This window comes from Paenibacillus sp. MDMC362, from assembly GCF_003269305.1.
Taxonomy (GTDB): domain Bacteria; phylum Bacillota; class Bacilli; order Paenibacillales; family Paenibacillaceae; genus Paenibacillus_AQ.
In genome coordinates, this window is the sequence record NZ_QLYT01000008.1 from 161,826 (window position 1) to 185,020 (window position 23,195).

29 protein-coding genes are annotated in these 23,195 nt (G+C 49.9%); 2 read left to right on the top strand and 27 right to left on the bottom strand.

Annotated features, from left to right (window positions below; genetic code table 11):
• Positions 1–52: 52 nt before the first annotated feature.
• From nusB to DP091_RS03115, 20 genes are all read right to left on the bottom strand, one after another.
• Entirely contained in the window at positions 53–511 is a 459-nt protein-coding gene (gene nusB, locus DP091_RS03020; RefSeq protein ID WP_100536240.1) for a transcription antitermination factor NusB, read from the bottom strand.
• A gap of 176 nt (positions 512–687) precedes the next feature.
• Positions 688–921 (bottom strand): DUF2273 domain-containing protein, encoded by a 234-nt coding sequence (locus DP091_RS03025; protein ID WP_113057002.1) that lies wholly within the window; start codon positions 919–921, stop codon positions 688–690.
• 15 nt (positions 922–936) lie between these two features.
• Positions 937–1,476 carry an alkaline shock response membrane anchor protein AmaP gene (gene amaP / locus DP091_RS03030; RefSeq protein ID WP_113057003.1) on the bottom strand — a complete coding sequence of 180 codons (540 nt, stop codon included), beginning with the start codon at positions 1,474–1,476 and terminating at the stop codon, positions 937–939.
• Between the two features lie 71 nt (positions 1,477–1,547).
• Entirely contained in the window at positions 1,548–1,961 is a 414-nt protein-coding gene (locus DP091_RS03035) for an Asp23/Gls24 family envelope stress response protein (protein ID WP_009591235.1), read from the bottom strand.
• 118 nt (positions 1,962–2,079) lie between these two features.
• A complete protein-coding gene (gene accC / locus DP091_RS03040; RefSeq protein WP_113057004.1) occupies positions 2,080–3,423 on the bottom strand; it encodes an acetyl-CoA carboxylase biotin carboxylase subunit in 1,344 nt (447 codons plus the stop codon).
• A 54-nt stretch (positions 3,424–3,477) separates the two neighbouring features.
• Positions 3,478–3,981 (bottom strand): acetyl-CoA carboxylase biotin carboxyl carrier protein, encoded by a 504-nt coding sequence (gene accB / locus DP091_RS03045; RefSeq protein WP_113057005.1) that lies wholly within the window; start codon positions 3,979–3,981, stop codon positions 3,478–3,480.
• A gap of 168 nt (positions 3,982–4,149) precedes the next feature.
• A complete protein-coding gene (locus DP091_RS03050; RefSeq protein ID WP_113057006.1) occupies positions 4,150–5,022 on the bottom strand; it encodes a SpoIIIAH-like family protein in 873 nt (290 codons plus the stop codon).
• A 65-nt stretch (positions 5,023–5,087) separates the two neighbouring features.
• Positions 5,088–5,732, bottom strand: a complete 645-nt coding sequence (gene spoIIIAG, locus DP091_RS03055; RefSeq protein ID WP_181469726.1) for a stage III sporulation protein AG — start codon at positions 5,730–5,732, stop codon at positions 5,088–5,090.
• A 14-nt stretch (positions 5,733–5,746) separates the two neighbouring features.
• Positions 5,747–6,469 (bottom strand): stage III sporulation protein AF, encoded by a 723-nt coding sequence (gene spoIIIAF / locus DP091_RS03060; protein WP_113057008.1) that lies wholly within the window; start codon positions 6,467–6,469, stop codon positions 5,747–5,749.
• 42 nt (positions 6,470–6,511) lie between these two features.
• A complete protein-coding gene (gene spoIIIAE / locus DP091_RS03065) occupies positions 6,512–7,720 on the bottom strand; it encodes a stage III sporulation protein AE (RefSeq protein ID WP_071223847.1) in 1,209 nt (402 codons plus the stop codon).
• 15 nt (positions 7,721–7,735) lie between these two features.
• Positions 7,736–8,125 carry a stage III sporulation protein AD gene (gene spoIIIAD, locus DP091_RS03070; protein WP_113057009.1) on the bottom strand — a complete coding sequence of 130 codons (390 nt, stop codon included), beginning with the start codon at positions 8,123–8,125 and terminating at the stop codon, positions 7,736–7,738.
• Positions 8,126–8,135: 10 nt separating this feature from the next.
• On the bottom strand, positions 8,136–8,339 hold the full coding sequence (gene spoIIIAC / locus DP091_RS03075; protein ID WP_007129715.1) for a stage III sporulation protein AC: 204 nt from the start codon (positions 8,337–8,339) through the stop codon (positions 8,136–8,138).
• 16 nt (positions 8,340–8,355) lie between these two features.
• Entirely contained in the window at positions 8,356–8,874 is a 519-nt protein-coding gene (gene spoIIIAB / locus DP091_RS03080) for a stage III sporulation protein SpoIIIAB (protein WP_113057010.1), read from the bottom strand.
• Complete coding sequence (spoIIIAA, locus tag DP091_RS03085) at positions 8,867–9,865, bottom strand: stage III sporulation protein AA (RefSeq protein ID WP_113057011.1); 999 nt, start codon at positions 9,863–9,865, stop codon at positions 8,867–8,869. The genes spoIIIAB and spoIIIAA overlap by 8 nt, the downstream gene beginning before the upstream one ends.
• Positions 9,866–9,963: 98 nt before the next feature.
• A complete protein-coding gene (locus tag DP091_RS03090) occupies positions 9,964–10,230 on the bottom strand; it encodes a YqhV family protein (protein ID WP_071223843.1) in 267 nt (88 codons plus the stop codon).
• Positions 10,231–10,433: 203 nt separating this feature from the next.
• Positions 10,434–11,687: an aspartate kinase gene (locus DP091_RS03095; RefSeq protein WP_113057012.1), complete on the bottom strand. Its 1,254-nt coding sequence runs from the start codon at positions 11,685–11,687 to the stop codon at positions 10,434–10,436.
• Between the two features lie 242 nt (positions 11,688–11,929).
• Positions 11,930–12,487, bottom strand: coding sequence for an elongation factor P (efp, locus tag DP091_RS03100; RefSeq protein ID WP_076320870.1), 558 nt, complete (start codon positions 12,485–12,487; stop codon positions 11,930–11,932).
• A 92-nt stretch (positions 12,488–12,579) separates the two neighbouring features.
• Positions 12,580–13,650, bottom strand: a complete 1,071-nt coding sequence (locus DP091_RS03105; RefSeq protein WP_113057013.1) for a M24 family metallopeptidase — start codon at positions 13,648–13,650, stop codon at positions 12,580–12,582.
• Between the two features lie 147 nt (positions 13,651–13,797).
• Positions 13,798–14,244, bottom strand: a complete 447-nt coding sequence (aroQ, locus tag DP091_RS03110; protein WP_098742943.1) for a type II 3-dehydroquinate dehydratase — start codon at positions 14,242–14,244, stop codon at positions 13,798–13,800.
• 77 nt (positions 14,245–14,321) lie between these two features.
• Complete coding sequence (locus DP091_RS03115; protein WP_113057014.1) at positions 14,322–14,819, bottom strand: YqhR family membrane protein; 498 nt, start codon at positions 14,817–14,819, stop codon at positions 14,322–14,324.
• Between the two features lie 165 nt (positions 14,820–14,984).
• On the opposite strand from DP091_RS03115, the gene DP091_RS03120 reads away from it, so the two are divergent.
• Together DP091_RS03120 and DP091_RS03125 are read left to right on the top strand one after the other, a co-directional pair.
• Positions 14,985–15,977, top strand: a complete 993-nt coding sequence (locus tag DP091_RS03120; protein ID WP_113057015.1) for a DUF1385 domain-containing protein — start codon at positions 14,985–14,987, stop codon at positions 15,975–15,977.
• Positions 15,978–15,983: 6 nt separating this feature from the next.
• The gene (locus DP091_RS03125) at positions 15,984–16,316 is read left to right on the top strand and encodes a hypothetical protein (protein ID WP_113057016.1); all 333 of its coding nucleotides are present in this window, start codon (positions 15,984–15,986) and stop codon (positions 16,314–16,316) included.
• A gap of 47 nt (positions 16,317–16,363) precedes the next feature.
• On the opposite strand, the gene DP091_RS03130 is transcribed toward DP091_RS03125, so the two are convergent.
• The 7 genes from DP091_RS03130 to DP091_RS03160 all read right to left on the bottom strand — a co-directional run bounded on the left by DP091_RS03130 (position 16,364) and on the right by DP091_RS03160 (position 23,147).
• A complete protein-coding gene (locus tag DP091_RS03130) occupies positions 16,364–17,287 on the bottom strand; it encodes a patatin-like phospholipase family protein (protein ID WP_113057017.1) in 924 nt (307 codons plus the stop codon).
• Positions 17,288–17,365: 78 nt separating this feature from the next.
• Complete coding sequence (locus DP091_RS03135) at positions 17,366–18,925, bottom strand: family 10 glycosylhydrolase (RefSeq protein ID WP_113057018.1); 1,560 nt, start codon at positions 18,923–18,925, stop codon at positions 17,366–17,368.
• Positions 18,926–19,041: 116 nt separating this feature from the next.
• Positions 19,042–19,467: a transcriptional regulator MntR gene (mntR, locus tag DP091_RS03140; RefSeq protein ID WP_009591262.1), complete on the bottom strand. Its 426-nt coding sequence runs from the start codon at positions 19,465–19,467 to the stop codon at positions 19,042–19,044.
• 151 nt (positions 19,468–19,618) lie between these two features.
• On the bottom strand, positions 19,619–20,332 hold the full coding sequence (locus DP091_RS03145) for a cytochrome c biogenesis CcdA family protein (RefSeq protein ID WP_009591263.1): 714 nt from the start codon (positions 20,330–20,332) through the stop codon (positions 19,619–19,621).
• Between the two features lie 17 nt (positions 20,333–20,349).
• Entirely contained in the window at positions 20,350–21,156 is an 807-nt protein-coding gene (locus DP091_RS03150; protein WP_113057019.1) for a metal ABC transporter permease, read from the bottom strand.
• A 45-nt stretch (positions 21,157–21,201) separates the two neighbouring features.
• On the bottom strand, positions 21,202–21,951 hold the full coding sequence (locus DP091_RS03155) for a metal ABC transporter ATP-binding protein (RefSeq protein WP_113057020.1): 750 nt from the start codon (positions 21,949–21,951) through the stop codon (positions 21,202–21,204).
• Between the two features lie 101 nt (positions 21,952–22,052).
• A complete protein-coding gene (locus DP091_RS03160; RefSeq protein ID WP_113057021.1) occupies positions 22,053–23,147 on the bottom strand; it encodes a metal ABC transporter solute-binding protein, Zn/Mn family in 1,095 nt (364 codons plus the stop codon).
• Between the last annotated feature and the right edge of the window lie 48 nt (positions 23,148–23,195).

Sequence of the window (23,195 nt, forward strand, 5' to 3'; positions counted from 1 at the left end):
TCCTCCATTATGATTGAATGATGTCGTTTCAAGCTTAGCTTAAGCGTACAGATTAAGACTGACGCAGCTTCACCTTGACTTGATCCAGCTCCTGAATCATTCGGCCCAGTACACCGTTGACGAACTTCCCTGATTCCTCGGTTCCGAAATGCTTGGACAACTCAATCGCTTCATTCACAGCTACCTTGCCAGGCACATCTTCACGGGATGTCAATTCATATACAGCCAGACGCAGGATTTGACGATCCACACGGGAAAGACGACTTACCTGCCAGCCTTTCAAATAATGAGCGAGCAGTTCATCAATCGAATCCTTGGATTCCCATGTTCCATTGACCAATTGCAGCACATACTCCTTCATTTGAACTTCGTCGCCGATGACCCGCTCGGTCTCATTTTCTTCGGCCGCTTCCGAGAGCAGCATCGACACGGCTTCCACACTATCGACTTCGTTCATCTCCATCTGGTAAAGGCTTTGAACGACAATCTCTCTTGCTACACGTCTTTTCATTTTGTTCCTCCTGTGGACCCTGCTGAATCCATTTTTCTAATTAGTATGATCCATTTGCCGTCAAGACTTGACAACAATTAAAACGCCAAAAAAAAACCTGTGAATATCTCTCTCCGCAAAAAAGGCGCACGACACCTGTCCTCAGCATTTTTTCCGGAGAAAGCATATCACAGGGTTCATTTAAACGGCCGCCAGCGCTCGGAAAGCCATCGTCCCCATTCCTGAAAGTGGAACATGGAACCTTCCTTCAGATCCTTGCGCTTGCCAAATATATAGCCGATAAATACCACTAATGCAAAGAACAGCATATCCCAAAAACCGGATAATAAGTAAATCAGTCCGCACACAAGCCCGCCGGTTACCCCGGCAATTCTTCCTCTGTGACTCTCCCATATTTCTTTCCAAGGCATTGGGGAAGCTCACCTCTATTCCACGCGGCTCTTGAAGCTTGGTGCCTGAACCACGTTAGCAATATATACGGATACGGATGACACGGGTATTCCTGTTGTATCTTCAACAAAGTCGTGCACCTGCTTCTGCACTTCTGTTGTTAGTGTAGGAATGGATTCCTCACCATCTACCACGGCACGAATCGCAATATCAAGACCCGATTGGGATACCTTGATCCGGGATTTCAAATCCTTGACTCCACGGACGCGCGAAGCCGCCTTCAGGCAGAGATTCTCGATCGTCTCGACAGAGATTTGGATGTCGCCGAATTCCGTGCGCTGATCGATGGAATTCAGGTTCGAGCGATCGCGCCTTACGGAGATGAAGAAGAAACGGATGCTCAGTAAAAACAAAACCGCAGCTACGATAATTCCAGCCCAGAAAAGGCGTTGTTCCTGAACACTCGTTAATTCATACGGAACAGCGCCACTCAACAGGAGGATGGCAACTACGGATATAACACCGATACTTAAGCTGTAGATAAACAGCAAAAGTCTGTCCATTATTTTGGCCACGATTCAGCACAGCCTCCTTAAAATTAGATGAAACCCTCGACATCGCTGCCCAGGGCTAGCCCGAAACTATTCTATTTCACGCGTTGAGCAAGATCCAATTCTTCCGTCTTCTCCACGGATTTCATGAAATGGACATCGTGAATATGTACATTGACTTCAATTACCGTAAGCCCTGTCATATTCTCGATCGAACGTTTCACGTTACGCTGGATTTCACCGGCTACTTCAGGAAGACGATGGCCATACTCCACGATAACGGATACGTCAACAGCAGCCTCCCGTTGTCCAACCTCCACTTTGACACCCTTGGATAAATTCTTGCGTCCGAGCAGTTCGGCAATGCCGCCTGCAAAGCCTCCGCTCATCCCTGCAACTCCACGCACCTCTACCGTAGCAAGTCCAGCGATGACTTCAATAACCTCCGGTGCAATCTGAATCTCACCGATATCTGTACGTTCAAATTCTGTAGGCAAAGTTTCCGCCATTGTCTCAACACACCTTTCGGAATAAGTTAGCGGATGCATCTGAACTTCATATGGCATGCGCTCTTATTACTCATACTATACCATTTGGCCAAGTTTATGACAAACTTGGCCAAAGGTTTCAAATCTCATTTTCTTCCAAAAATTTAATGTCGAAGTCACCCTTCAAGAAGGTAGGATGTTTCATCAATTTCTGATGGAACGGGATGGTTGAATAGATCCCTTCAATCTCGAATTCAGCCAAAGCGCGCTTCATCTTCGCGATGGCTTCATCGCGGGTCGGCGCCCATACAATCAGCTTGGCAATCATCGAATCATAATAAGGCGAAATGGTATAACCGGGATATGCCGCACTGTCTACCCGCACGCCAGGACCTCCTGGAGGCAAATAGAACTGAATGGTTCCAGGGGCAGGCATAAAGCCCTTGTCCGGATTCTCGGCATTAATCCGACACTCGATCGACCAGCCATTAATAACGACTTCTTCTTGAGTGAAAGAGAGCGTGTTGCCCTCCGCAACGGAGATCATTTCCTGAATCAGATCAACCCCGGTCACCATCTCGGTCACCGGATGCTCTACCTGAATCCGCGTGTTCATCTCCATGAAGTAGAACTGACCGTCCTGGCCGAGCAAAAATTCAAGCGTACCTGCACCGGAATAATTAACGGCCTTCGCGGCGCGAACGGCGGCTTCGCCCATCCGGCTGCGTACCTCTTCACTTAGCACCGGACAAGGAGCTTCCTCAACAAGCTTTTGTCTCCGGCGCTGCACAGAACAGTCACGCTCCCCGAGATGCACGGCGTTGCCATGTTTGTCGGCGATAATTTGAATCTCTACATGCTTCATGCCGGTCAGATATTTTTCCAGATATACGCCTGCATTGCCGAAGGCCTTCTGGGCTTCCTGCTGTGCGTTTGTAATCTGTTTAACCAGCGTTTCTTCATCCTCGGCGATCCGAATGCCCTTACCTCCGCCACCTGCAGTAGCTTTGATAATGACGGGATATCCGATATCGCGCGCAAGCATAACGGCCTCATTCAAATCCTCGACCAGTCCGTCGGATCCCGGAATAACCGGAACACCTGCATCCTTCATCGTCTGCTTCGCAACTGCCTTATCTCCCATACGGTTGATCGCGTCAGCGGAAGGACCGATAAAGGTAACGTTGCAGGATTCACAAATCTCCGCGAAATCCGCGTTCTCGGCCAAAAAGCCGTAACCGGGATGAATGGCGTCACACTCGGTCAGCGTGGCAACGCTCATGATATTGGTAAAGTTCAAATAGCTGTCTTTCGATAACGTAGGGCCGATGCAATAGGCCTCATCCGCCAAGCGAACATGCAGGGATTCCCGGTCCGGCTCCGAATATACGGCAACGGTTGCGATGCCAAGTTCCCGGCAAGCCCGGATTATACGGACGGCAATCTCTCCCCGGTTCGCGATAAGCACTTTTTGAAATTTCATGCAGTAACCTCCTTCGGACTCTTGCGACTCTCGTTCTTGGCGAGTCCCTCCATATTACTCCGGCTTCACCAGAAACAGAGGCTGCCCGAATTCTACAAGTTGACCGTTCTGCGCGAGAACCTCTACGATTTCGCCTTTGATCTCTGCTTCCAGTTCATTCATCAGCTTCATGGCCTCAATGATGCAGACCGTCGATTTCTCAGTCACCTTGTCCCCGGGACTGACAAACGGCCCGGCCTCAGGCGATGGGGAACGATAGAAAGTTCCTACCATCGGTGATACGATTTTATGTAAGGAGCTGTTGCTATCCTCCACTGAATCCTGCTGTGGTGCCGCTGCAGGTGCTTGATTCGCCGTAGTCGGCTGTGCGATCTGTGGTGCCATCATTTGCTGTGCCGGTATATACGCTTGCGGCGCTGCCTGATAGTTGTTAACAACCTCGGCTGCATTGGGTTTCTTAATGGATAAGCGTGTACCTTCGCTCTCAATTTCCAATTCATGCACGGACGTTTGATCCACCAGCTTAATAAGTTCCTTGATTTCGTTTAATTTAAACATTATCGACGTTCACTCCTTCACTTTCTTGGAAGCCCTTGCTTAGGACAGTCAGTCAATAGCTTAGAGTATTATATCACAATCGAGCGAAATAGAAAGAGCCCAAGGCAATCCTTAGACTCTTTCGGTTTATCGTATATCCGTGATTTATGTTGAAATCTGCAGACAAGCTTATGGCGCAACATATTGAACGATTACTTTATCCGGCGAAACCTTCAATTCCTTCATCACAAGACTCACGATGCCGGCTGCACCTTTGGCATCAAGTTTCTCACTCAGAACGACCACATTATACTTCTCGCTTTCTTCCTTCACAACGGCGTTGCCGTATTGCTGCTGCAGCGCTTCTTCGATGCTGAGAATCACTTCCTCTTTTGCTTCGGCCGCTTTCAGCTGCTCGGTTGCTTGAGCTGTTTGCTCCGGCTTGTTCTCATGATTGTCGATCTTTGTCATTAACTCATCGTATAATTTCATATTTTTTTGGGAGCGGTCCAATTTATAGGACTCCAACTGGGCTGCTGCGGATGTTGCATTGGCCGCCACTTGCTCCAGCACTTCTTCATCCGACTTCTTTCCGTTGCTGCTGCTGCTTGTGTCTTTGGATTCCTCGGCTCCCTCTTTGCCTGTGCTGCTAGCGTCTTTCGAATTCTCGGCCCCCTCTTGGGATTCCTTCACTTCCGGCTCTTCCGTTTTCCCAGCTTCGCCGCTGGCTTTTCCTTGATCCCCTTGCTCACCCTGTGTTGCTTCTGCAGGATCTTCCGTGCCGGCCGCACCTGTATCGCTAGTATCAGTGCCTTGCTCATTGGCACCCGAGTCTCCGTCAGTACCTTCTTCGAGCACTTCGTTCACAACCAGCTCGTCGCCTGTGCCTGTGGTTCCGTTTGCTTCTTGTCCGGCGCCCGGCTTCTGACCGTCCACTTGCGTGCTCTCGGCAACCGGCGGCGCTTTCGTTCCCGAATCGTCGGTGAATAAGTAATAAGCTGACAGGATGACCATCAAGCTAAGCATGGATACTAACCATATGGTTTGTCTTTTGTTATTCATTTGAACGTTTCCTCCTTTAAATGAAAACCTTGGCACGAATGATCGGATCATTCGATTGGCTGCGGTTATTCCTGTTTACGCGGGACAACGGATATACGATAAGACGGGACATTAAGGCCTCGCTGGATCGCATCCACGATCAAGCTCTTGACAACATCATTCTCGGCTCCCTTGGCTACGACGAGCACACCCCGGACTTGAGGTTTGATCTTCTTGGTGACGATTGGGGTTTCTTCCCCCGATGATTCATAGGTGACAATCTGGCCGTCACGCTGATAACTTGTTACATGCCGCTTACCTCCATTAGCATCAGTTTCCTCCGTCAGCTCCTGGGTATCTTTCATATCACGCTGGACGACCAGCTCTTCTGTAGATTCCACAGTCACCATGACATCGACGGAACCAACCCCAACAATCTGTTCCAGCATGGTTTTGGTGCGCATTTCAAAATCCTGCTCGATACTTTCAAACTCGCTACCACCGCTGGTTGAAGTCCCGCTTTGTGGCGTCGAGACCGCTGCAGACTCCGGCGGCGGCTCGCGACCGATATTCTCATGATCCAGCTTCTTCACATTGACGAAGGAGTTGAACAGCATAATCGCGACGCCGATCAGACCAAGAATGATCAACCATCTGAAGGTTTGCATTTTTCTTGCTCCGCCAGCTCCTCCGCCAAGCCATTGCTCCAACCGCTTCAACCAATTCCCCATCATCCTCACCTCCGCTACAGCTTTTTATCCTGCTCCTGCCCAGGCATATATATCGTGATCAGATCCGGCTCTAAATCCCACCGGCGGCTAATGTAATCCCGAACCGGCTCTGCTCTTGCTTCTTCGGCCTTGCTCACTGTTTCTGCATTCTCTTCCACCGCAGCCTTTCCATCCCGTTCCGATTGCAGGGTTTCAACATTCACTTGAACGGAATCCACGGGCTCAATGTTAATGGGCTCCTTATCATCCCTTTTGTCTACCTCTTCATTCTCCGATTCACCTCCAACCAGCCTTACGTCAACGGAGCGTATCGTAGCGCCTGCATATCCCTTGTCCTGCCCGGCAACTGCAGCCAGCACGACTTTGACCTCCTGAACCGCTTCCCCTGTTTCTGCCGCGATCTCTTCTTTCATCACCCGGGCTAATTCGTTGCCTGCCCACTGAAGGCTTTGACTCTCCTGCGTTTCCTTCAGCTTCTCGGCCTGTGCCAGAATATGCTCCAGCTGAATCTCTTCCGGCAGCCCTTTCTCCTGCCGTTCCAGCTCCATCGCCAGTTGATTCTCGGGGGGATCCGTTATCAATGCGATAATCGGGCTAAGCAGCGTAAGCAGAATCAACAGGCTCAAGACTAATCTGGCGTATCGTTCAAGCGCCTTGCCGGGCAGTATCAAATCTACGAAGGCCGCAAAGAGAACCACCATGATGACGCTTTTCAACCAACCTCCAAGCCAGTCCATTCGCCATTCCTCCTAAGCATTGGCCGCCTTCTATGTTCTGCCTCACCTCATCATGACGGTAATGTTGCCTGCCGTGAGCAGAATCGTTATGGCCAGGAAGAACATCATACTGACTGCGGCCAAGGCTGTAAAAACATACAGCATCGTCTTCCCGATCGTCTGCAGGCAGGTGCCGATCGGGGTGTCTCCTAGCGGCTGCATAACGGCCGCCGCGATGTTATATATCAAGGCAAGCGTCAAGATCTTGATCGCAGGGAATGCGCATAGGAACAAAATAATGATGACCCCTGCCAGCCCGATGGAATTCTTGACGAGTAATGAGGCCGAGATCACGGTATCCGTTGCGTCTGCAAACATCTTGCCGACTACCGGGACGAAATTGCCGGTTACATATTTGGCTGCCCGGATCGTCACCCCGTCCGTCACCGAGCTGGTCAGTCCTTGGACGGAGATGACACCCAGGAACACGGTAAGCAGCACGCCCAGAACACCCATCGAAATTCCTCGCAGCAGGTTGCCAAGCTGGGTCAGCTTGTACTTTTCGGATAGCGAACTAACCAGGTGCAGCAGAGCCGAGAAGAACAGAAGCGGGAACACAACCGTGCTGATCAGCGTACCTACCGTATGTACCATGAAGATGACTAGCGGATGAGCCACCGAGACGGTCACCACATTCCCCATCGAAGCCATCAGTGCAAAGAGCAGGGGAAGCATCGCCATCATGAAATCGATCATTTGGGTAATGGCGTCCCGGGCATATCCTATCGCGATGCTGAAGCTGTTAACGGCAATGACCAGGACAACCATGTAACAGATCGTATAGGCAACCCGACTCACGGTGCTTTTTTCAAAAGCCGTCTGCAGATTCTCAAGGATCAGGCTCATGATGCTCAGCATCACGATGGTTGCCAGCAGCTTACCGTTATAGAGCACCTCATGCCACAAATATTTACCGATGCCTGACATAACCCCTTTGAAGCTAAGGCCGTCACCGCCCGGAAGCAGCATATCCATCAGGGACGGCGTCTTTCCATCCGGGAAGAAACCGCCGTAATCCTTCATGAGCCGGTCCCAGTATTTCTCGACCTGGTCTGTCGGCAGCTGCTGCGTCTGCTGCTCAACCCACTCATCGGCCGGATTTGCCGCGTCAGCCGCACTTATCGTTCCGCAGAACAATCCGGTCATAAACAACATCAGGATCAGTAGACGAAACACGGCCAAGCCTTTTCGAAGTATTACTCCTGTAACCATGTCCCCCCACCTTTTTCAAGCCGGGAGGAGCTTCAGGACCGTCTCGATGATGATCCCGATAATCGGTACAGCGAGCACCAATATGAGCACTTTTCCCGCCAGTTCTATTTTGGATGCGATTGATTCCTGTCCGGCATCTCGTACGATCTGGGCCCCCATCTCCGCGATATAGGCTATTCCGATAATTTTCAGAACGGTCTTTAGATATATGATCTGGACACCGGAGTTCTCCGCCAAATCTTCCAGCATGGATAAGACACTTCCGATCTTCCCGATCAGGAACAGGAAGATGAGGAGCGAGGTCGCCACGGCGAGAAGAAAGGCAAAGAGCGGCTTCTGTTCCTTGACAACCAAGATCAGCACGGTAGCGATGATGCCCAGTCCTACCACCTGGATAATTTCCATAAAGGTCCACCTACTGGAATAGAAAGATACTTTTGATTTCCTTGAGTAAGTCGTCAAGCAGTCTGACGACCATAAACAGCACAACCACAAACCCGATAAGGGTCACCCAATGTGCCATATCCTCTTTCCCCATCTGTTTCAGGACCGTATGGATCATGGCAATGATGATCCCAATGCCGGCAATCTGGAAGATGGCGTTCACTTCAATGTTCATTTCCCTTGGCACCTCGCTAAAAGATCAAAATGACGATCAATGCTCCAATGAGCAGTCCCAGACTTTTGCTCATTTTTTCATATTTGACCTGGTCATCCCTTGCCGCTGCTTCTTCATGCTTGAGCTGTCCCACGGCCAGAGCGATATGTTTGATCTGGTCCTGCCTGTCGCTGGTGCCAAGAACGCCGCTTAGCTGCTCCAACACCTCACGCTCGGCACTTTTCATCGATGTTCGTTTCCAGTATTCGCCCAGTGCCTTGCGGATGCTGTCCTGTGCGGATAACCCGTAGTCGGGCCTCATGTAAAGCGCGGCTGCGGCAAATAATGATCTGAGCGGTTCACGAAGGGAATCGCCAATTCGCTCCAGCGCATCGGGTAACGGCGTCAAGCCGTAGCTGATCTCCGTTTCCAGCCGTTGAAGCGCGAGAATGAGTTCTCGCAGCTGCCTGGGTCTTGCCGCGAATTGCTGGGCCTGATAAAATCCGGCCAAAGTTCCAGCTCCCAGCACGAGCACAGCCCCGACCAGTTTAAGCATAGGCATCACCGCCCGGCGGACCGGCTGCAGCCGTCTGGAGCGTTCGCTGACCTCCGTCATACAGCTTGTATGATCTGTGGTCGCCCGTTCTGCTAAGAACGGCATACATCTCAAACATCCGGTTCTCCAGAAGACCGGCGAGTGCTGGCCGCCCCCGCATATCTTGTATGGACGAGCCATGTGCCGTCGCTATGACGCTGATTCCCGCATGCAAGGCTTCAATGACGGCTTCCGCATCCTCCGGCCGACCGATCTCGTCCACAATCAGCACATCCGGGGACATCGAACGGATCATCATCATCATCCCTTCAGCTTTCGGACAGCCATCGAGCACATCCGTACGCGGACCTACGTCGAAACCAGGGACTCCGCGCATGCAACCGGCGATTTCAGAACGCTCGTCAATGATGCCTACCTTCATTCCTGGCCAATGCACGGCCGATTTCCCCCATTTGCCGTAACTGATCTGCCTCGCCAGATCCCGAAGCAGCGTGGTCTTGCCTTGCTGGGGCGGGGATAAGATCAGCGAGTGCATTACCCTTTTCCGTTTCCGGTCCAGTAAATGCGGGATGATGTCATCCGCCGCACCCTGAACTTCCTTGGCAATCCGGACATTAAATCCGCTAATATCCCGAATGTGTTCAACCTTACCACCGCTGAGCACCGTCCGGCCGGTGAGCCCGACCCGATGACCCCCAGGTATCGTGATAAACCCTTTTCGCAATTCCTCTTCCATGGTATAGAGGGAATGGTTGCTGATTAGATCCAGCAACCTATGGGTATCTTCACGCGTCGGCTTATACGCTTCATCAGGCCGCAAGGTGAGCCCGCCGCGACGGTCCAGAAAATGATGCTTGCCCGCCGAATTGATCTCCAGCGGACGTTCCTCCCGGATACGTACCTCCTCCACTTGATCGAGAAGCTCCTTCGACAGGTTCAGCAGCATCCGTTTTACGGTTTCGGGAAACAGGTCTAACCAGTTCAATGTCATATCAATTTCCCCCAGGTTGTCCTTTTTGATCATCTTCTAATAAGAGAACTTCATATCCCATGTGTATGCTTGTACCTGAAAAATATGCAGCGAATCTATCATTTTTTTAAAACGCCGTATAAGAGACAGGAAACGCCGCACAAAATCCAGCCGATCTTCCCCCACGACAATTTATCCGCCATTCCCACGAGTCCGATCGTTGTTGTCAGAATCAAGATCAGCGGACCCATAAAAGCCAGAGCGGAATTCACAGCCAGCGCTTTATCGACCTGGTTCAGGCGCAGCATGATAATGGCCGCCACAATCTCGAGACTCCCGGAGAAAAAACGAAGCGTGGCCATACTAGCGACAAACTTGTCCAGCATGCTCTATATCCTCCTTCTTCCTTGTTTACAAGTGTGATGTTTAAAAATATGCGAGGCACTCTCGTTTTATCTCTATTTTTTCAATTTCATAGAAGCGAACTTTACATCTTTCGGACAACGCAAAAAATCCCGGTCGATATGGACCGGGATTAACTCTATTTAATATCGATATGATTGCAGAACATGATTCCATCAAAAACAGGTTATCGACGCACCTGCGGTCCGCCAACGGAAGCCTGTTGATCCGTATCCAGTCCGTACGCGGTATGAAGCGCTTGTACGACACCTTCCAGATTGGTTCCTTCAATGACACAGGATACTTTGATCTCGGACGTGCTGACCATCTTGATGCTGACCCCTTGCCGGGAGATGACATCAAACATTTGCGCAGCCACACCCGGATGGCTGACCATTCCGGCACCAACAATCGATACTTTCACCAGATGATCTTCCGAGGTAACGTCACGATACGGAATCTTGCCGCGGATTTGTTCGATAACCGACAGCGCACGCTCCCGATCGGCCAAGTTAACGGTAAAGGAAAAGTCTGCTTCGCCGTTCTGGACACCGCTCTGTACGATAATATCAACATCAATCGCTTCTTTCGCAAGCTCTCCGAACACTTGAGCCAAAACGCCCGGCGTATCGGAAACGCCCAGAATACTGATTCTTGCCACATTCTTGTCAAATGCAATTCCGCTGACAACCACACCTTGTTCCATGCTTGCTTCCTCCTTAACAACCGTACCCTCGTTATGATTAAAGCTGGATCTGACAACAAGCTTCACTTGATTATGCTTCGCATACTCAACCGCACGCGGGTGAAGAACAGCTGCACCAAGATTGGCTAGCTCCAGCATCTCGTCATAGGAAATCTCCTTCAACTTCCGCGCACATTTGACAACCCGCGGATCCGTGGAGTAAATTCCGTCCACATCCGTATATATTTCACATACATCCGCTTGAATGGCAGCCGCAAGAGCAACCGCCGTGGTATCTGATCCCCCGCGTCCAAGCGTTGTAATCTCTCCGTCTTCCGACATTCCCTGGAATCCCGCTACAATGACGACATTCCCTTCATCAAGCGCTTTAAACACGCGCTCAGGCATAATATCTGTGATACGGGCTTTGCCATGCACCGCTTCCGTACGGAACCCCGCCTGCCAGCCGGTAAGAGACTTTGCCTTGCGTCCGAGACCGTGAATAGCCATGGATAGCAGCGATATGGATATCTGCTCTCCCGTGGTCATCAGCATATCCATCTCCCGTGCCGGTGGATTCTCGTTCAACAGCTTGGCCTGGTCGATCAAATCGTCTGTTGTATCCCCCATGGCAGACACCACGATTACACATTGATGACCTTCATCTTGTTTCTCTACAATTCTTCTGGCAACTCGCTTCATACGTTCTGTATCCCCTACAGAGCTGCCTCCGAATTTCATGACGTACAGTGACAATGCTTCTTTCACTCCCCACTAATATCAGTATGTAACAGCATTCAGGTGGTTTCTCACTTTAAAACAGTATAATACGAAAGTGAGTCATCCCGTCAAGGCTTTTCAAGGCAAAAAGAACTCAGGTTTATGGCATCGGCTTTCTCCCATCGCAAAAAGACTCCCGTACATGCGTACAGGAGTCCTCGTTGTTTAGAAGATATTGGCACCCGTCAATCGTTGAAGGGTCCCGTTTTTAAAGCCTACTATGCACGGGAGATGTATTTACCTTCGCGTGTATCGATCAGAAGCACATCGTCTTCGTTAATGAACAGCGGTACTTGTACGTTCAGGCCGGTTTCCACTTTCGCACTCTTCGTTGCGCCCGTAGCCGTGTTGCCTTTGATTCCCGGCTCGGTTTCAACGACCTTCAGCTCCACGCTGTTAGGCAGGTTGATCCCGAGGATCTCGCCTTGGTAGCTGATAATGTTAACGTTCATGTTCTCTCTCAGGAAGTTAAGCTCCCACTCCAGCTGCTCGCTGGTCAAGCTGAACTGATCGTAAGTTTCGTTATCCATGAAGACATGCTCTTGACCGCTGGCATAGAGATACTGAACACCACGGTTGTCGATGATCGCGCGGCCAATCGTTTCGCCTGCACGGAACGTCTTCTCAACGGTGTTGCCGTTGCGAAGGTTTTTCAATTTGGAACGAACGAAAGCTGCGCCTTTACCAGGTTTAACGTGCTGAAAATCCAAAACGGTGAATATATCGCCATCTACTTCTACGGTCAAACCTGTCTTAAAATCGTTTACTGAAATCACTAAGATTCCCTCCTAAGGATTGCGGTCTAATTAATATAGTACACTATTTTCCTAAAGCACAAGTTCAAAAAGCTAGCTTCTTGAACAGTCTCCTAAAGCACAGTGTAGTCTTTGGACGAGCTTGTTAGTACATGAATACCCGATTCCGTAATCACGATATCATCTTCAATACGGACACCGCCAAGCCCAGGCAAGTATATGCCCGGCTCTACTGTTACCACCATGCCCGGCTGCAGCACATCATCACTCAGCTTGGACAGTCTTGGAGATTCGTGAACCTCCATACCCAATCCGTGCCCGGTGCTGTGACCAAAGTATTCCCCGTATCCATAACGGGTAATAATATCACGGGTTAAGGCGTCCGCCTCGCGTCCTGTCATACCGGGTTTAATATGATCCAGTGCATGAAGCTGCGCTTCCAGCACGATATCATAGATCTCCTTCAGCTTAGGATCAGGACTTCCGAGCGCAACGGTTCTAGTGAGATCGGAGCAGTATCCGTCAAGCAGCGCTCCGAAATCGAACGTAACGAATTCGTTCCCTTGAATCACTCGCTCGCTGGCAACGCCGTGCGGAAGAGCCGAACGCTCGCCGGAAGCGACAATGGTATCAAAGGAAGACGCGGTTGCGCCATGCTTGCGCATGAACATTTCCATCTCCAGATCGATTTCGCGCTCCGTTTTGCCGGCAGCCAGAATCGTCAGCACATGGCTGAACGTCCGGTCAGCCAAATCGGCAGCCCGCTGCATAATGCTCAATTCTTCCGCATCCTTGAATATGCGCAGATCCTCTACAAGACCTGAAACCGGCACCAGGCTAATTGGCGCGAGCTGTTCCGAATAGGCCGAAAATACGCCGTATGTAACATGGTCCTGTTCAAATCCAAGCGATGTTATTCCCTCGGAAGATAGCAATTCCTTGACCGTCTCCATAACCTTCGGTCCATGCTCAACCACTCGAAAGCCGACGGCTTGTTGTGGAGCTTGGGTCATATAGCGGAAATCAGTCAACAGATAGGCATTATCCCGTGTGATCAGCACATAACCGGCAGAGCCGGTAAAGCCTGTTAAATATCTGCGATTGATCGGGCTTGCCACCAGCATAGCCGTCAAGCCTTTTGTCTGAAGTTTCTCGCGCAGTTTAACCACTCGTTTGTTACTCATTCTAACCTCTCCTCTCACCCATTTCCCAAGCCGGCTCAAGAAACATATTCGACGTATTTCTAAGTCGCCAGTTACGGTTAGCTGTAATTCTTCTGATAGCAAAAAGCAACCTCTCGGTTAAAGCTTTCTAACATCTGATCCGATTAGCTATCCTTCTTGGTCGTTCAGGACTTGCAAAAGGGCCGACAAGCCCAGTGTGTAACTCGCTGCGCCAAAACCCGCGATTTGTCCGACAGCAACAGGTGCGATGACGGAGGTATGACGAAATTCCTCCCTGGCATGAATGTTCGATAGGTGAACTTCCACTGTCGGAATACGGGCAGAACTGATGGCATCACGTACAGCATAGCTGTAGTGAGTCAGTGCTCCCGGGTTAAGAAGTATGCCGTCCGCCTGTCCAATAGCTTCATGAATACGGTCGATGATAGCACCTTCATGATTGGACTGATAGAAGGTAATACCGATACCGGCGAGATCCGCCTGTTTACGCAAATTATCTTCGATCGCCTGCAGGCTGAGTGAACCATAAATGCCCGGTTCACGGAAGCCGAGCAGGTTTAAGTTCGGTCCGTTTATCACCCATATGGATTTCATAGGGCTTCCCACCTTTTCGTCAAATAACCAAAAGCTATTTTACCATAGGCGGGATAGGGTTGAGAAGTTTTTCTTGCCTAGCCCGCCACCTTCTTCGGTTCGCGCAGTTTCTCATCGGTGAATTCCTGCGCAGTCGTATAACCGATAAATAGTCCCCATAATATAAAAATACAAACCTCAGAGATGTTTGTATCCCAAGGCAGCTTCTTCACCGGGTCCGTCAGCCGCAGCCATGGATTGAGCGCGACGAACAGCACCGCCCACCATACGATTCCGTATGCAATCCCGGGCCATGGGCCCTTCAGCTTCCTGAACAAGGTGACGTAAATGAGGGAAGCGATGACGGAAAATGCGATAAAGGACAGCCAACCGGCAATTTGGCCTGCTGTCGTCGCGAGGAACTCATGCTTGAAGAACGGCTCCAGCAAAAAGCCTGGAAGCACCTTCGTGAATTTTAGCCAGTAAAATATCCACAGCACGGCCCCCCAGATCAGACCTGCAAAATAGCCCAGTTCCAGGGCAAACGTAAACGGATTGGTGACTTGGTTCTGCTTGCGAAATTGATGTTCATGCATCTATTGATTCTCCTCTTTTTCAATTATCGAATGCCCGCTGTGACTCCATTTCATCTTTGAAGGTAGTATGCTCCGCTTCCCCTGCCCTAATCCAACTAGAAATTACTTTCAAAATTCGATACAATAGTTCATAGAACGAAAAACATGTCAGGGAGGGTGAACTGGTTGTCCGATAAGTCAACCCCGATCAGCTATGGAGGCCAAGCTGTAATCGAAGGCGTTATGTTCGGCGGCAAGCATGTGAATGTGACGGCCGTGCGGCGTAAAAATAACGAAATCAAGTTTCTCGAGGTGCCTCGCGAAGACAAGGCTTGGGTTCGAAAGCTGCGGAAGATTCCGCTTCTTCGCGGCATCGTCAGTCTCATAGATTCTACAATTAAAGGTTCCAAACATTTGAATTACTCTGCGGATGCATATGCTGACGATACCCTGGAGCCTGAAGAACGTGAGAAACAGAAGGAGAAAGAAGACACCGGCTGGAGTCTAAGCATGATCATCGGTGTGGCCGCCGTCAGCGTGCTTTCCTTCGTATTCGGTAAGCTGCTGTTTACACTCGTTCCTGTCTTTGTAGAGGATTTCTTTTTTGGCGATACATTTGATCACTATATTGTGCATAACCTGATTGAAGGCGTAATTAAATTAATACTGCTGCTCGTGTATTTATGGGCAATCTCCCAGACACCTGTCATTAAAAGACTGTTCCAATACCACGGTGCCGAACACAAAGTCATCAGCGCATTTGAAGCCGGCGAAGAGCTGACGGTGAAGAATGTACAGAAATATACGCGACTGCATTATCGCTGCGGCAGCAGCTTCATGATGCTGACCATTGTTCTCGGCGTTGTCGTCTACTCGGTGGTGCCATGGGATACCATGACGCAGCGGGTCATTCAAAGAATCGCGCTTCTTCCGGTCGTGCTTGGCGTTTCCTTTGAGTTCCTGAAACTTACCAATGCCATGCGAGACATGCCGGTACTCCGTTTCCTCGGATATCCCGGTCTGTGGCTGCAGCTTTTAACGACGAAGGAACCTACTGATGATCAAGTTGAAGTATCCATCGCATCCTTTAACAGAATGCGTGAGTTAGATGCTCAATACGAGAATGTTACAGTTCACCAATCTGTGACAGGAAGTGTGCTGGATCCCGCGAAAGGGTGATAATCCATGAGAAGGCATGCGATCATTTTTTGGACGGCGATCACGTTAGCCGCCATAGGGCTACTGGTATTCCTGTTAGACCCTGGATCAAGAATGAATATGATGATTCCACTCATTATTGTGGCTGTCGTGTATGTGCTCTATAAGTTCCCGCCTCGTCGTTTTAACAAGCGGCCTAAGGTGAAACCTTCCAAGCGAACCGCAGCTAAGCTGGCGGCTAAACAGAGCACCGCACGAAAGAGCAGTCCGGCCGCAAAACGTAAACAGTACCCGTTTCAGGTTATCGATGGGCAAAAAGGAAAACCCGACCCATCCGATGATGTTCCTAAATATCACTAACAAGAAAACCGTCCAACCGTGCAAACTCATGCCGGCCGGACGGTTTTTTAATGTTCGGAGTTCCAGCGGGCGAAAAACATCGTGCCCGCCGTTAATCCCGAATTGTATAAATTCTCGCTTTCCTCCTTGGTCAGATTAAAATGAGTGGTACCAATGCCCAGCGTCGGAATTTTAATCGTTCGATTCCGGTTTTGCTGTTCAATATACCGTTCATCGTGAGCGGAAAGCATCGTCTCAAACATGGCGGTTAACATGCCGATCGGGCCTTCGATCAGATGAGGCAAGTTACTGTTCTTTCCGACCATCTGAAAGCCAAGCACTGGCAGCGGCTTAGGTCCCCCCTTCGACTCTCGGTCAAAGAGCCATAACGGAAAGTTGCTAAGAAGTCCCCCATCCACAATGTAGACAAATTGTTCGCCGAACGACTTGCCCTTAGCGGCCCTGCCCAATAAGCGAAGAATGACGGGATCGAAAAAATACGGAATGCTGCAGCTCATGCGCACAGCCTTGGCCACGGGAAATGTTGCAGGGTTTATGCCATATTGACGAAGGTCGTCCGGAAGCACCAGCAGCCTTCCATTCGTAATGTCCGAAGCCACGATATACAGCTTGCCTGCCGGGATGTCGGAAAACGTAAATATCCCTTTGGCAAGCAGGATCTCCCTAATCCAGTTCTCCAGGGCTTCCCCGGAATACAGCCCCTTCTTAATCAACACCCGCAAGGCGGGACCTATAAACTTCGTATTAAAGATCGGTGCTCGCTGGAGAAACGAATGAAAGGGCGTCTCCTCAATAATGCGCTTGATCTCGTCTGCCCGGTAACCTGCTGCCAGCACGGATGCCACGATCGAACCGGAGGAGGTTCCGGCAACACGGCTGAATTCCATGCCGGCATTCTCCGCGGCCTTGACAGCCCCGGCAAGCGAGATCCCCTTCACTCCCCCACCTTCAAATACCGCATTAATTTGCATATAAAATCCCCCGCCTCACATGGTCTAATGACTATGTATGAGCGCGGGGGATGTTTCATACCTATGGGACGTGCCGATTTATCTATAATATGATTGCAATTGATCTTTAATGCCTAACGGATTACTTAAAATATTCTCTGCTCTAAAGAAAATGCTGCCTTTAACCTCGGCATAATTCTGATTGTACTTCAATTGATTGATGATCTCCGATGCGCTCTGCCAACCAATTTCGCTGGTTCCCAGTTTGTAGGGGGCATGACCGATCAGGAGATCTACACCGGTTCCTTGTACTTCGCTGGCCCACCAGTCCACCAGCTTATCATAGTCGGCGGCCGGATTATTCATGCTCCAATAGATTTGCGGAGCCACGTAATCGATCCAGCCGTTCTGGATCCAGGCCCGCACATCAGCATACATGCTGTCATAAGCCGTCACGCCGGCCTTCGTATCCGATCCCGTCTTGTCCACGGACTGGTTACGCCATACGCCGAAAGGACTGATTCCGTATTCAACGTCCGGTTTCACACGGTGAATGCTCTCACCGAGCGATTGCACAAATGCATTGATGTTTCCGCGACGCCAATCTGCAAGGTTTGCGTAAGCACCTTGATTGTATTGGCGGTATGCCGCATCATCTTTGAAGACCGTATTGGATGGGTAGAAATAATCATCCAGGTGAATACCGTCAATATCGTATCCGTTCACGACCTCCATAATGGTATCGATGATATGCTGACGAGCTTCGGGGATCCCTGGATTGATGTACAGCTGCTTGCCTGTGTTCACGATCCAATCCGGGTGGCTGAGCGCAACGTGGGATGGATCGAGCGATGCTGTCAAAATATCGGTGTTTGCCCGGAAGGGATTAAACCATGCGTGGAACTCCATATTCCGTTTATGCGTTTCCTCCACCATGAAAGCTACCGGATCATACCCCGGATCTGCTCCTTGAATGCCTGTCAGCACTTTGGACCATGGCACCATAGTGGATGGATATAATGCATCGCCAGCCGGACGTACCTGCACGTACACGGTATTGATGCCGACTTCCTGGAGCGAATCCAGCAAGGCGATGTAAGATGCCTTTTGCTGTTCAGCACTGGTCTTTGTTTTCGGCCAATCCAGATTAAACACCGTGGATATCCAGGCCCCTCTGACTTCATCCCCCGAAGATACCGGCGGTGGAGGAACAACGTCCGTGCCTGTGGTCAGCGAGATGCGCTGTGCCGCCTGGTTCCATTCGACCTGCACACCCAGGTTCTCGCTGACAAACCGCAGCGGAACCATAACCCGGCCGCTCTTAATTTCAACCGATGCATCAAGTGCTACGGATGAGCCGTTCACAAGCGCGGTTTTGCTGCCGGATGTCAATTGCAGATTCGACCCGTCCAGTCCGATCGTTACGGTCTTTAACTTCTGATTCCAAGCTACCGAAGCGCCCAGGCCTTCACTGATAATCCGCGTAGGAACCATGGTTACATTAACCTTCGGCAATATGTAAGGAGATACGTCACTGTTTAAGGTTTCGCCATCCAACTGGATACTGATAGGAGCTGCCTTCGCTTGCGCAGTTGGGACCACCGACGGGAGACACAATAATAACATAATCAGCACCAACAACCATCTACGAAGCTTCATTTCTATTAATCCTCCGAAAATATGAAATTTGCAGGTAATCTAACTTATTAATATAACACTGGAAATATGACGGTTCAGTTTAAAAAAGCATCTGTCACAAGCGGACAGATGCCACATTACGATTCGTTGACTAATTCGTTATGAACGTCACGCAAATCCTGAAGTCGATTCTCATCGCGCTTGAAATACTCCACAAGCGTTTCAATTCTCGTAATGGAATCCCAGCTTAAATGATGCTCGATTCCCTCAACATCCCTATAAATATTTTCATCCTGTACACCTATCATCTCAAGGAATTCCTCAAGCAAATGATGACGTTCCATGAGCCGTTTGCCCATTTTTTTGCCTTTGCTGGTCAAAACCAAACCGCGATATTTTTCATAGATCAAATATTCGTCTTTGTCCAGCTTTTGAATCATCTTCGTGACGGATGAGGGGTGAACCTCCAAGCCTTCGGCAATATCCGAAACGCGCGCATATCCTTTTTCGTCGATCAACTTGTAGATGCGCTCCAAATAATCCTCCATGCTAGGTGTCGGCATCTTATTCCCTCTTTTCTATAATTACATAACCCGTGCAAAACACTGTTTTACCTGCACTAGTAATGATACATGTTTTGGAGACCGGTTGGCAAGTCCTGGCCCAACCCTATGTCAATAATGACTTATGATTGGACCCGTCTTCCGCTCGATTTTAGAATTTAAGCCACTCCGGCGTAATGCCTTGCAGCCAAATCGTAATTTTGTACATTTGATCTGTAAAGAGCAGAACCCCCATCAATATCATCAAGACGCCGCCGACCTTCATCAGCGTGCTTGAATACTTGAGAATCCAGCGGGTCGAGCCGATGAAAAAAGCCAGGATGAAAAAAGGCACTGCAAACCCCAGGGAGTATGAGGTAATCAACGGGAACCAGGTTCCCGGATCGGAAGCTGCCAGCGCGATGATGGCCGTTAAAATCGGGCCGACGCATGGCGACCAGCCTGCAGCAAACCCGATGCCAAACAGAAATGTTCCTATGTATCCGGTCGGTTTGGATTTAAAATTGAATTTCCGGTCCTTCATTAAAAACTTGGGCTGGAAAATGCCAATGAGCATAAGACCCATCACGATGATCAGCAGCGCAGACAGCTGACGGATCAAGTCTTGATATTCCGTGAAGAACTCCCCGAATAGACCTGCCCCCCAACCAAGGGTGTAATAAACAGCAGAAAACCCAAGGATGAACGCAAGTGTATGCGTCATGGTCCGGAATCGGACCTCCTTGCGGTTCTGTTCGTTCTTCAAGTCATTAACCGACATGCCTGTAATAATAGATAAGTAGGACGGGTACAGCGGTAAACAGCATGGAGATATAAAAGAAGCAAAACCGGCAGCAAACGCGATGCCGATATTAATATCAGCCATTTTATTTCAGAACCCCCTTATGTCGTAAAGCCCTTTTTGCCGACAAGCGTAATGATAAGCAGGCTGATCAGCAGCAGCACGATGGTCGCGCCCGGTGCCAAATTAAATACGCCCGCAAGCATCAATCCCCCGATAACGGCAATTTCGGAGATGATGACCGATAATACGATGGAGCCTCGAAAGCTTCTTGCCAGCAATAAGCTGATCGCTACCGGAATCACCAACAATGCGGATACCAGAAGCGCGCCCACAATTTTGATGGCGGTGCTTACGACAAGGGCCGTCAGTACCGTAATGATCATGTTCATCCACTTAACGGGCAGGCCGCTGACACTGGCCGCATCCTCCTCGAAGCTGAGCAGGAAGAACTCCTTGAAGAACATCACCACAACCGCAATGACTACGACGGTTACACCGCCCACCATATAAATATCCGTGGAATCCAGCGTATAGATGCTGCCGAACAAATAACTCATAACATCCGTATTATAGCCCATTCCCAGGGTGAAAAACAGCGAAGCAAGCGCAACGCCGCCAGACATAATAATGGCGATTGACAGCTCGGCATAACTTTTATATGCCTTTCGCAGCTTCTCAATCGCAAATGAGGCCAGCACCGCGAACACAAGTCCAGCGGCAAGCGGATATACTTCGATCAAAAATCCGAGCGCCACGCCCGCAATCGTGACGTGCGACAACGTATCGCCGATCATGGACAGCCTGCGCAGCACGAGGAATATCCCGATAAGCGGAGCTGTAATGCCGATCAGAATCCCTCCAATCAGCGCCCGCTGAAAAAAATCGCTAAACAATATATCAAGCAATGATAACGTCCCCTTCTCCTGCTTCAAAAAGTTTGTTTCTATACATTATACGAGCGAATGCTGCAAATCCACTTCCGCGCAGTTTTCGATTTCATGAGAATGCCTTACAAAAAACTGAATTTTCCCGTTCTGCGATACCGGCGATTCTCCCAGGTAGTCTTTGACCATGTCCAAATCATGGGTGACCATCAAAAACGTCATGTGATGATGGGCATGCATATGGGTAATCAGTTCAAAGAATCCGGCCTGGGTCTCGGCATCAATGCCGATCGTAGGCTCGTCCAGTATGAGCAGATCCGGACGATTGATGAGCGCCCGAGCGAGAAACACGCGCTGCTGCTGTCCTCCGGACAGAGCCCCGATCCGCTTGTCGGCAATATCCTGAATGCGCATCACTTCCAGCGCGTCCTCACATTTCTGGTGGTCCAGGCGGTTCAAACGGCGAAACATTTTCTTCCGATTATATAGCCCGGACATGACGACTTCACGCACAGTGGCCGGGAACAGCGGATTAAACGAATTTTTCTGCGGAACGTACCCGATTCGCTCCCAGTCCTGAAACTTACGGATCGGCTGACCGAACAGTTCGATAGACCCTTCTGCGGCAGGCAGCAATCCAACGATCATGCGGAGCAGCGTCGTTTTGCCTGCCCCATTCGACCCGACAATACCTACGAAGTCCCGTTCTTTTATGGTGAAATTGAGATCCTTGATCACCTGTTGCTCGCGGTAATGAAAGGATACATCCTTGATTTGTATAATAGGTTGGTGGCAATCCTGTGCTGCCGGCTCCATAACCAGGCCGCCTTTCTCTCTGTAGTCTTTCTATCTCAATATATGAACATCATAAACGTTCATAACACGAAAGAAGAGGGGGATATGCTCCCCCATCTTCCTTATTGTAAAGCCTTCGTTAGATTTTGCAAATTTTTCTCCATCAGCGTGAAATAATTCTCGCCGCCGCTCGCCTGCTCCTTAGTCAATCCCTCCACTGGATTCAATACCAAGGTTTCCACGCCTGCTTCATTTGCGAGTGTTTTGGCAAGTTTATCGGATACGAGCTCTTCAAAGAAAATATATTTGACTTCCTTCTCTTTCACCGTCTTGGTGAGGTTCACAATATCCTGCGCTCTCGGCTCCGCGTCTGGCGACAGCCCCATAATCGCATGCTGCGTCAAACCATAATCCCGACATAGATATCCGAACGCCTGGTGGGATACGACAATGTCTTTCTTCGGCATTTTGGACAACTCGCTTGTGAAATCATTATCCAGTTTGACCAGCTTCTCTTTCAAGGCTTCAAAGCGCTGTTCATAACCGTCCTTATGTTCAGGATCCACCTCGACAAGGCTGTTCTTGATATTCTCTGCCATGACCAGCGCGGATTTTGGGCTTACCCATGTATGCGGATCCGTATGATGAGTGTCGGTGCTAGTCTCGGCGGCCTCTTCTTCATGGTCATGTCCTGCATGATCTTCTTCGGCGCCTTCCTCATGGCTGTGATCATGCTCTGCTTCAACGCCTTCCTCGTGGCTGTGATCATGTTCCTCTTCGTGGGCTGCTTCCCCGTGTCCATGACCATCGTCTCCCACAGCATCAATCAGCTGGATGCCGTGACTGACTTCAACCGGCTTGACTTGCGTGTCTTTATCAAGTCCCTTCAAAAATCCGGGTACCCAGCCTTCCAGCCCGGCACCGTTATATAGAAACAGCTGGGCCTTGGAAGTATTCACGATATCCTGGCTGCGCGGTGTCCAATCATGCGGCTCCACGCCAGTTGGCAGAAGATTTACGACATTGGCGTCATCCCCGCCAATTTCCTTCGTAAATTCATATATTGGATAAAAGGTCGTAATGACGTTTACCTTGCCCTCTACAATGCCGCCGCCGGATTTACTCCCGCACCCCGACAGGATGAGTACCGCCACTAAAATAGAGGTTACACTCCAGGTCCAACCGGTAAGTTTGTTCTCTCTCTTTCTCTTGTTCATGTTCATCTCCCCATATCCGCTCCGTTCAATTAATCGTAATCTTTACTA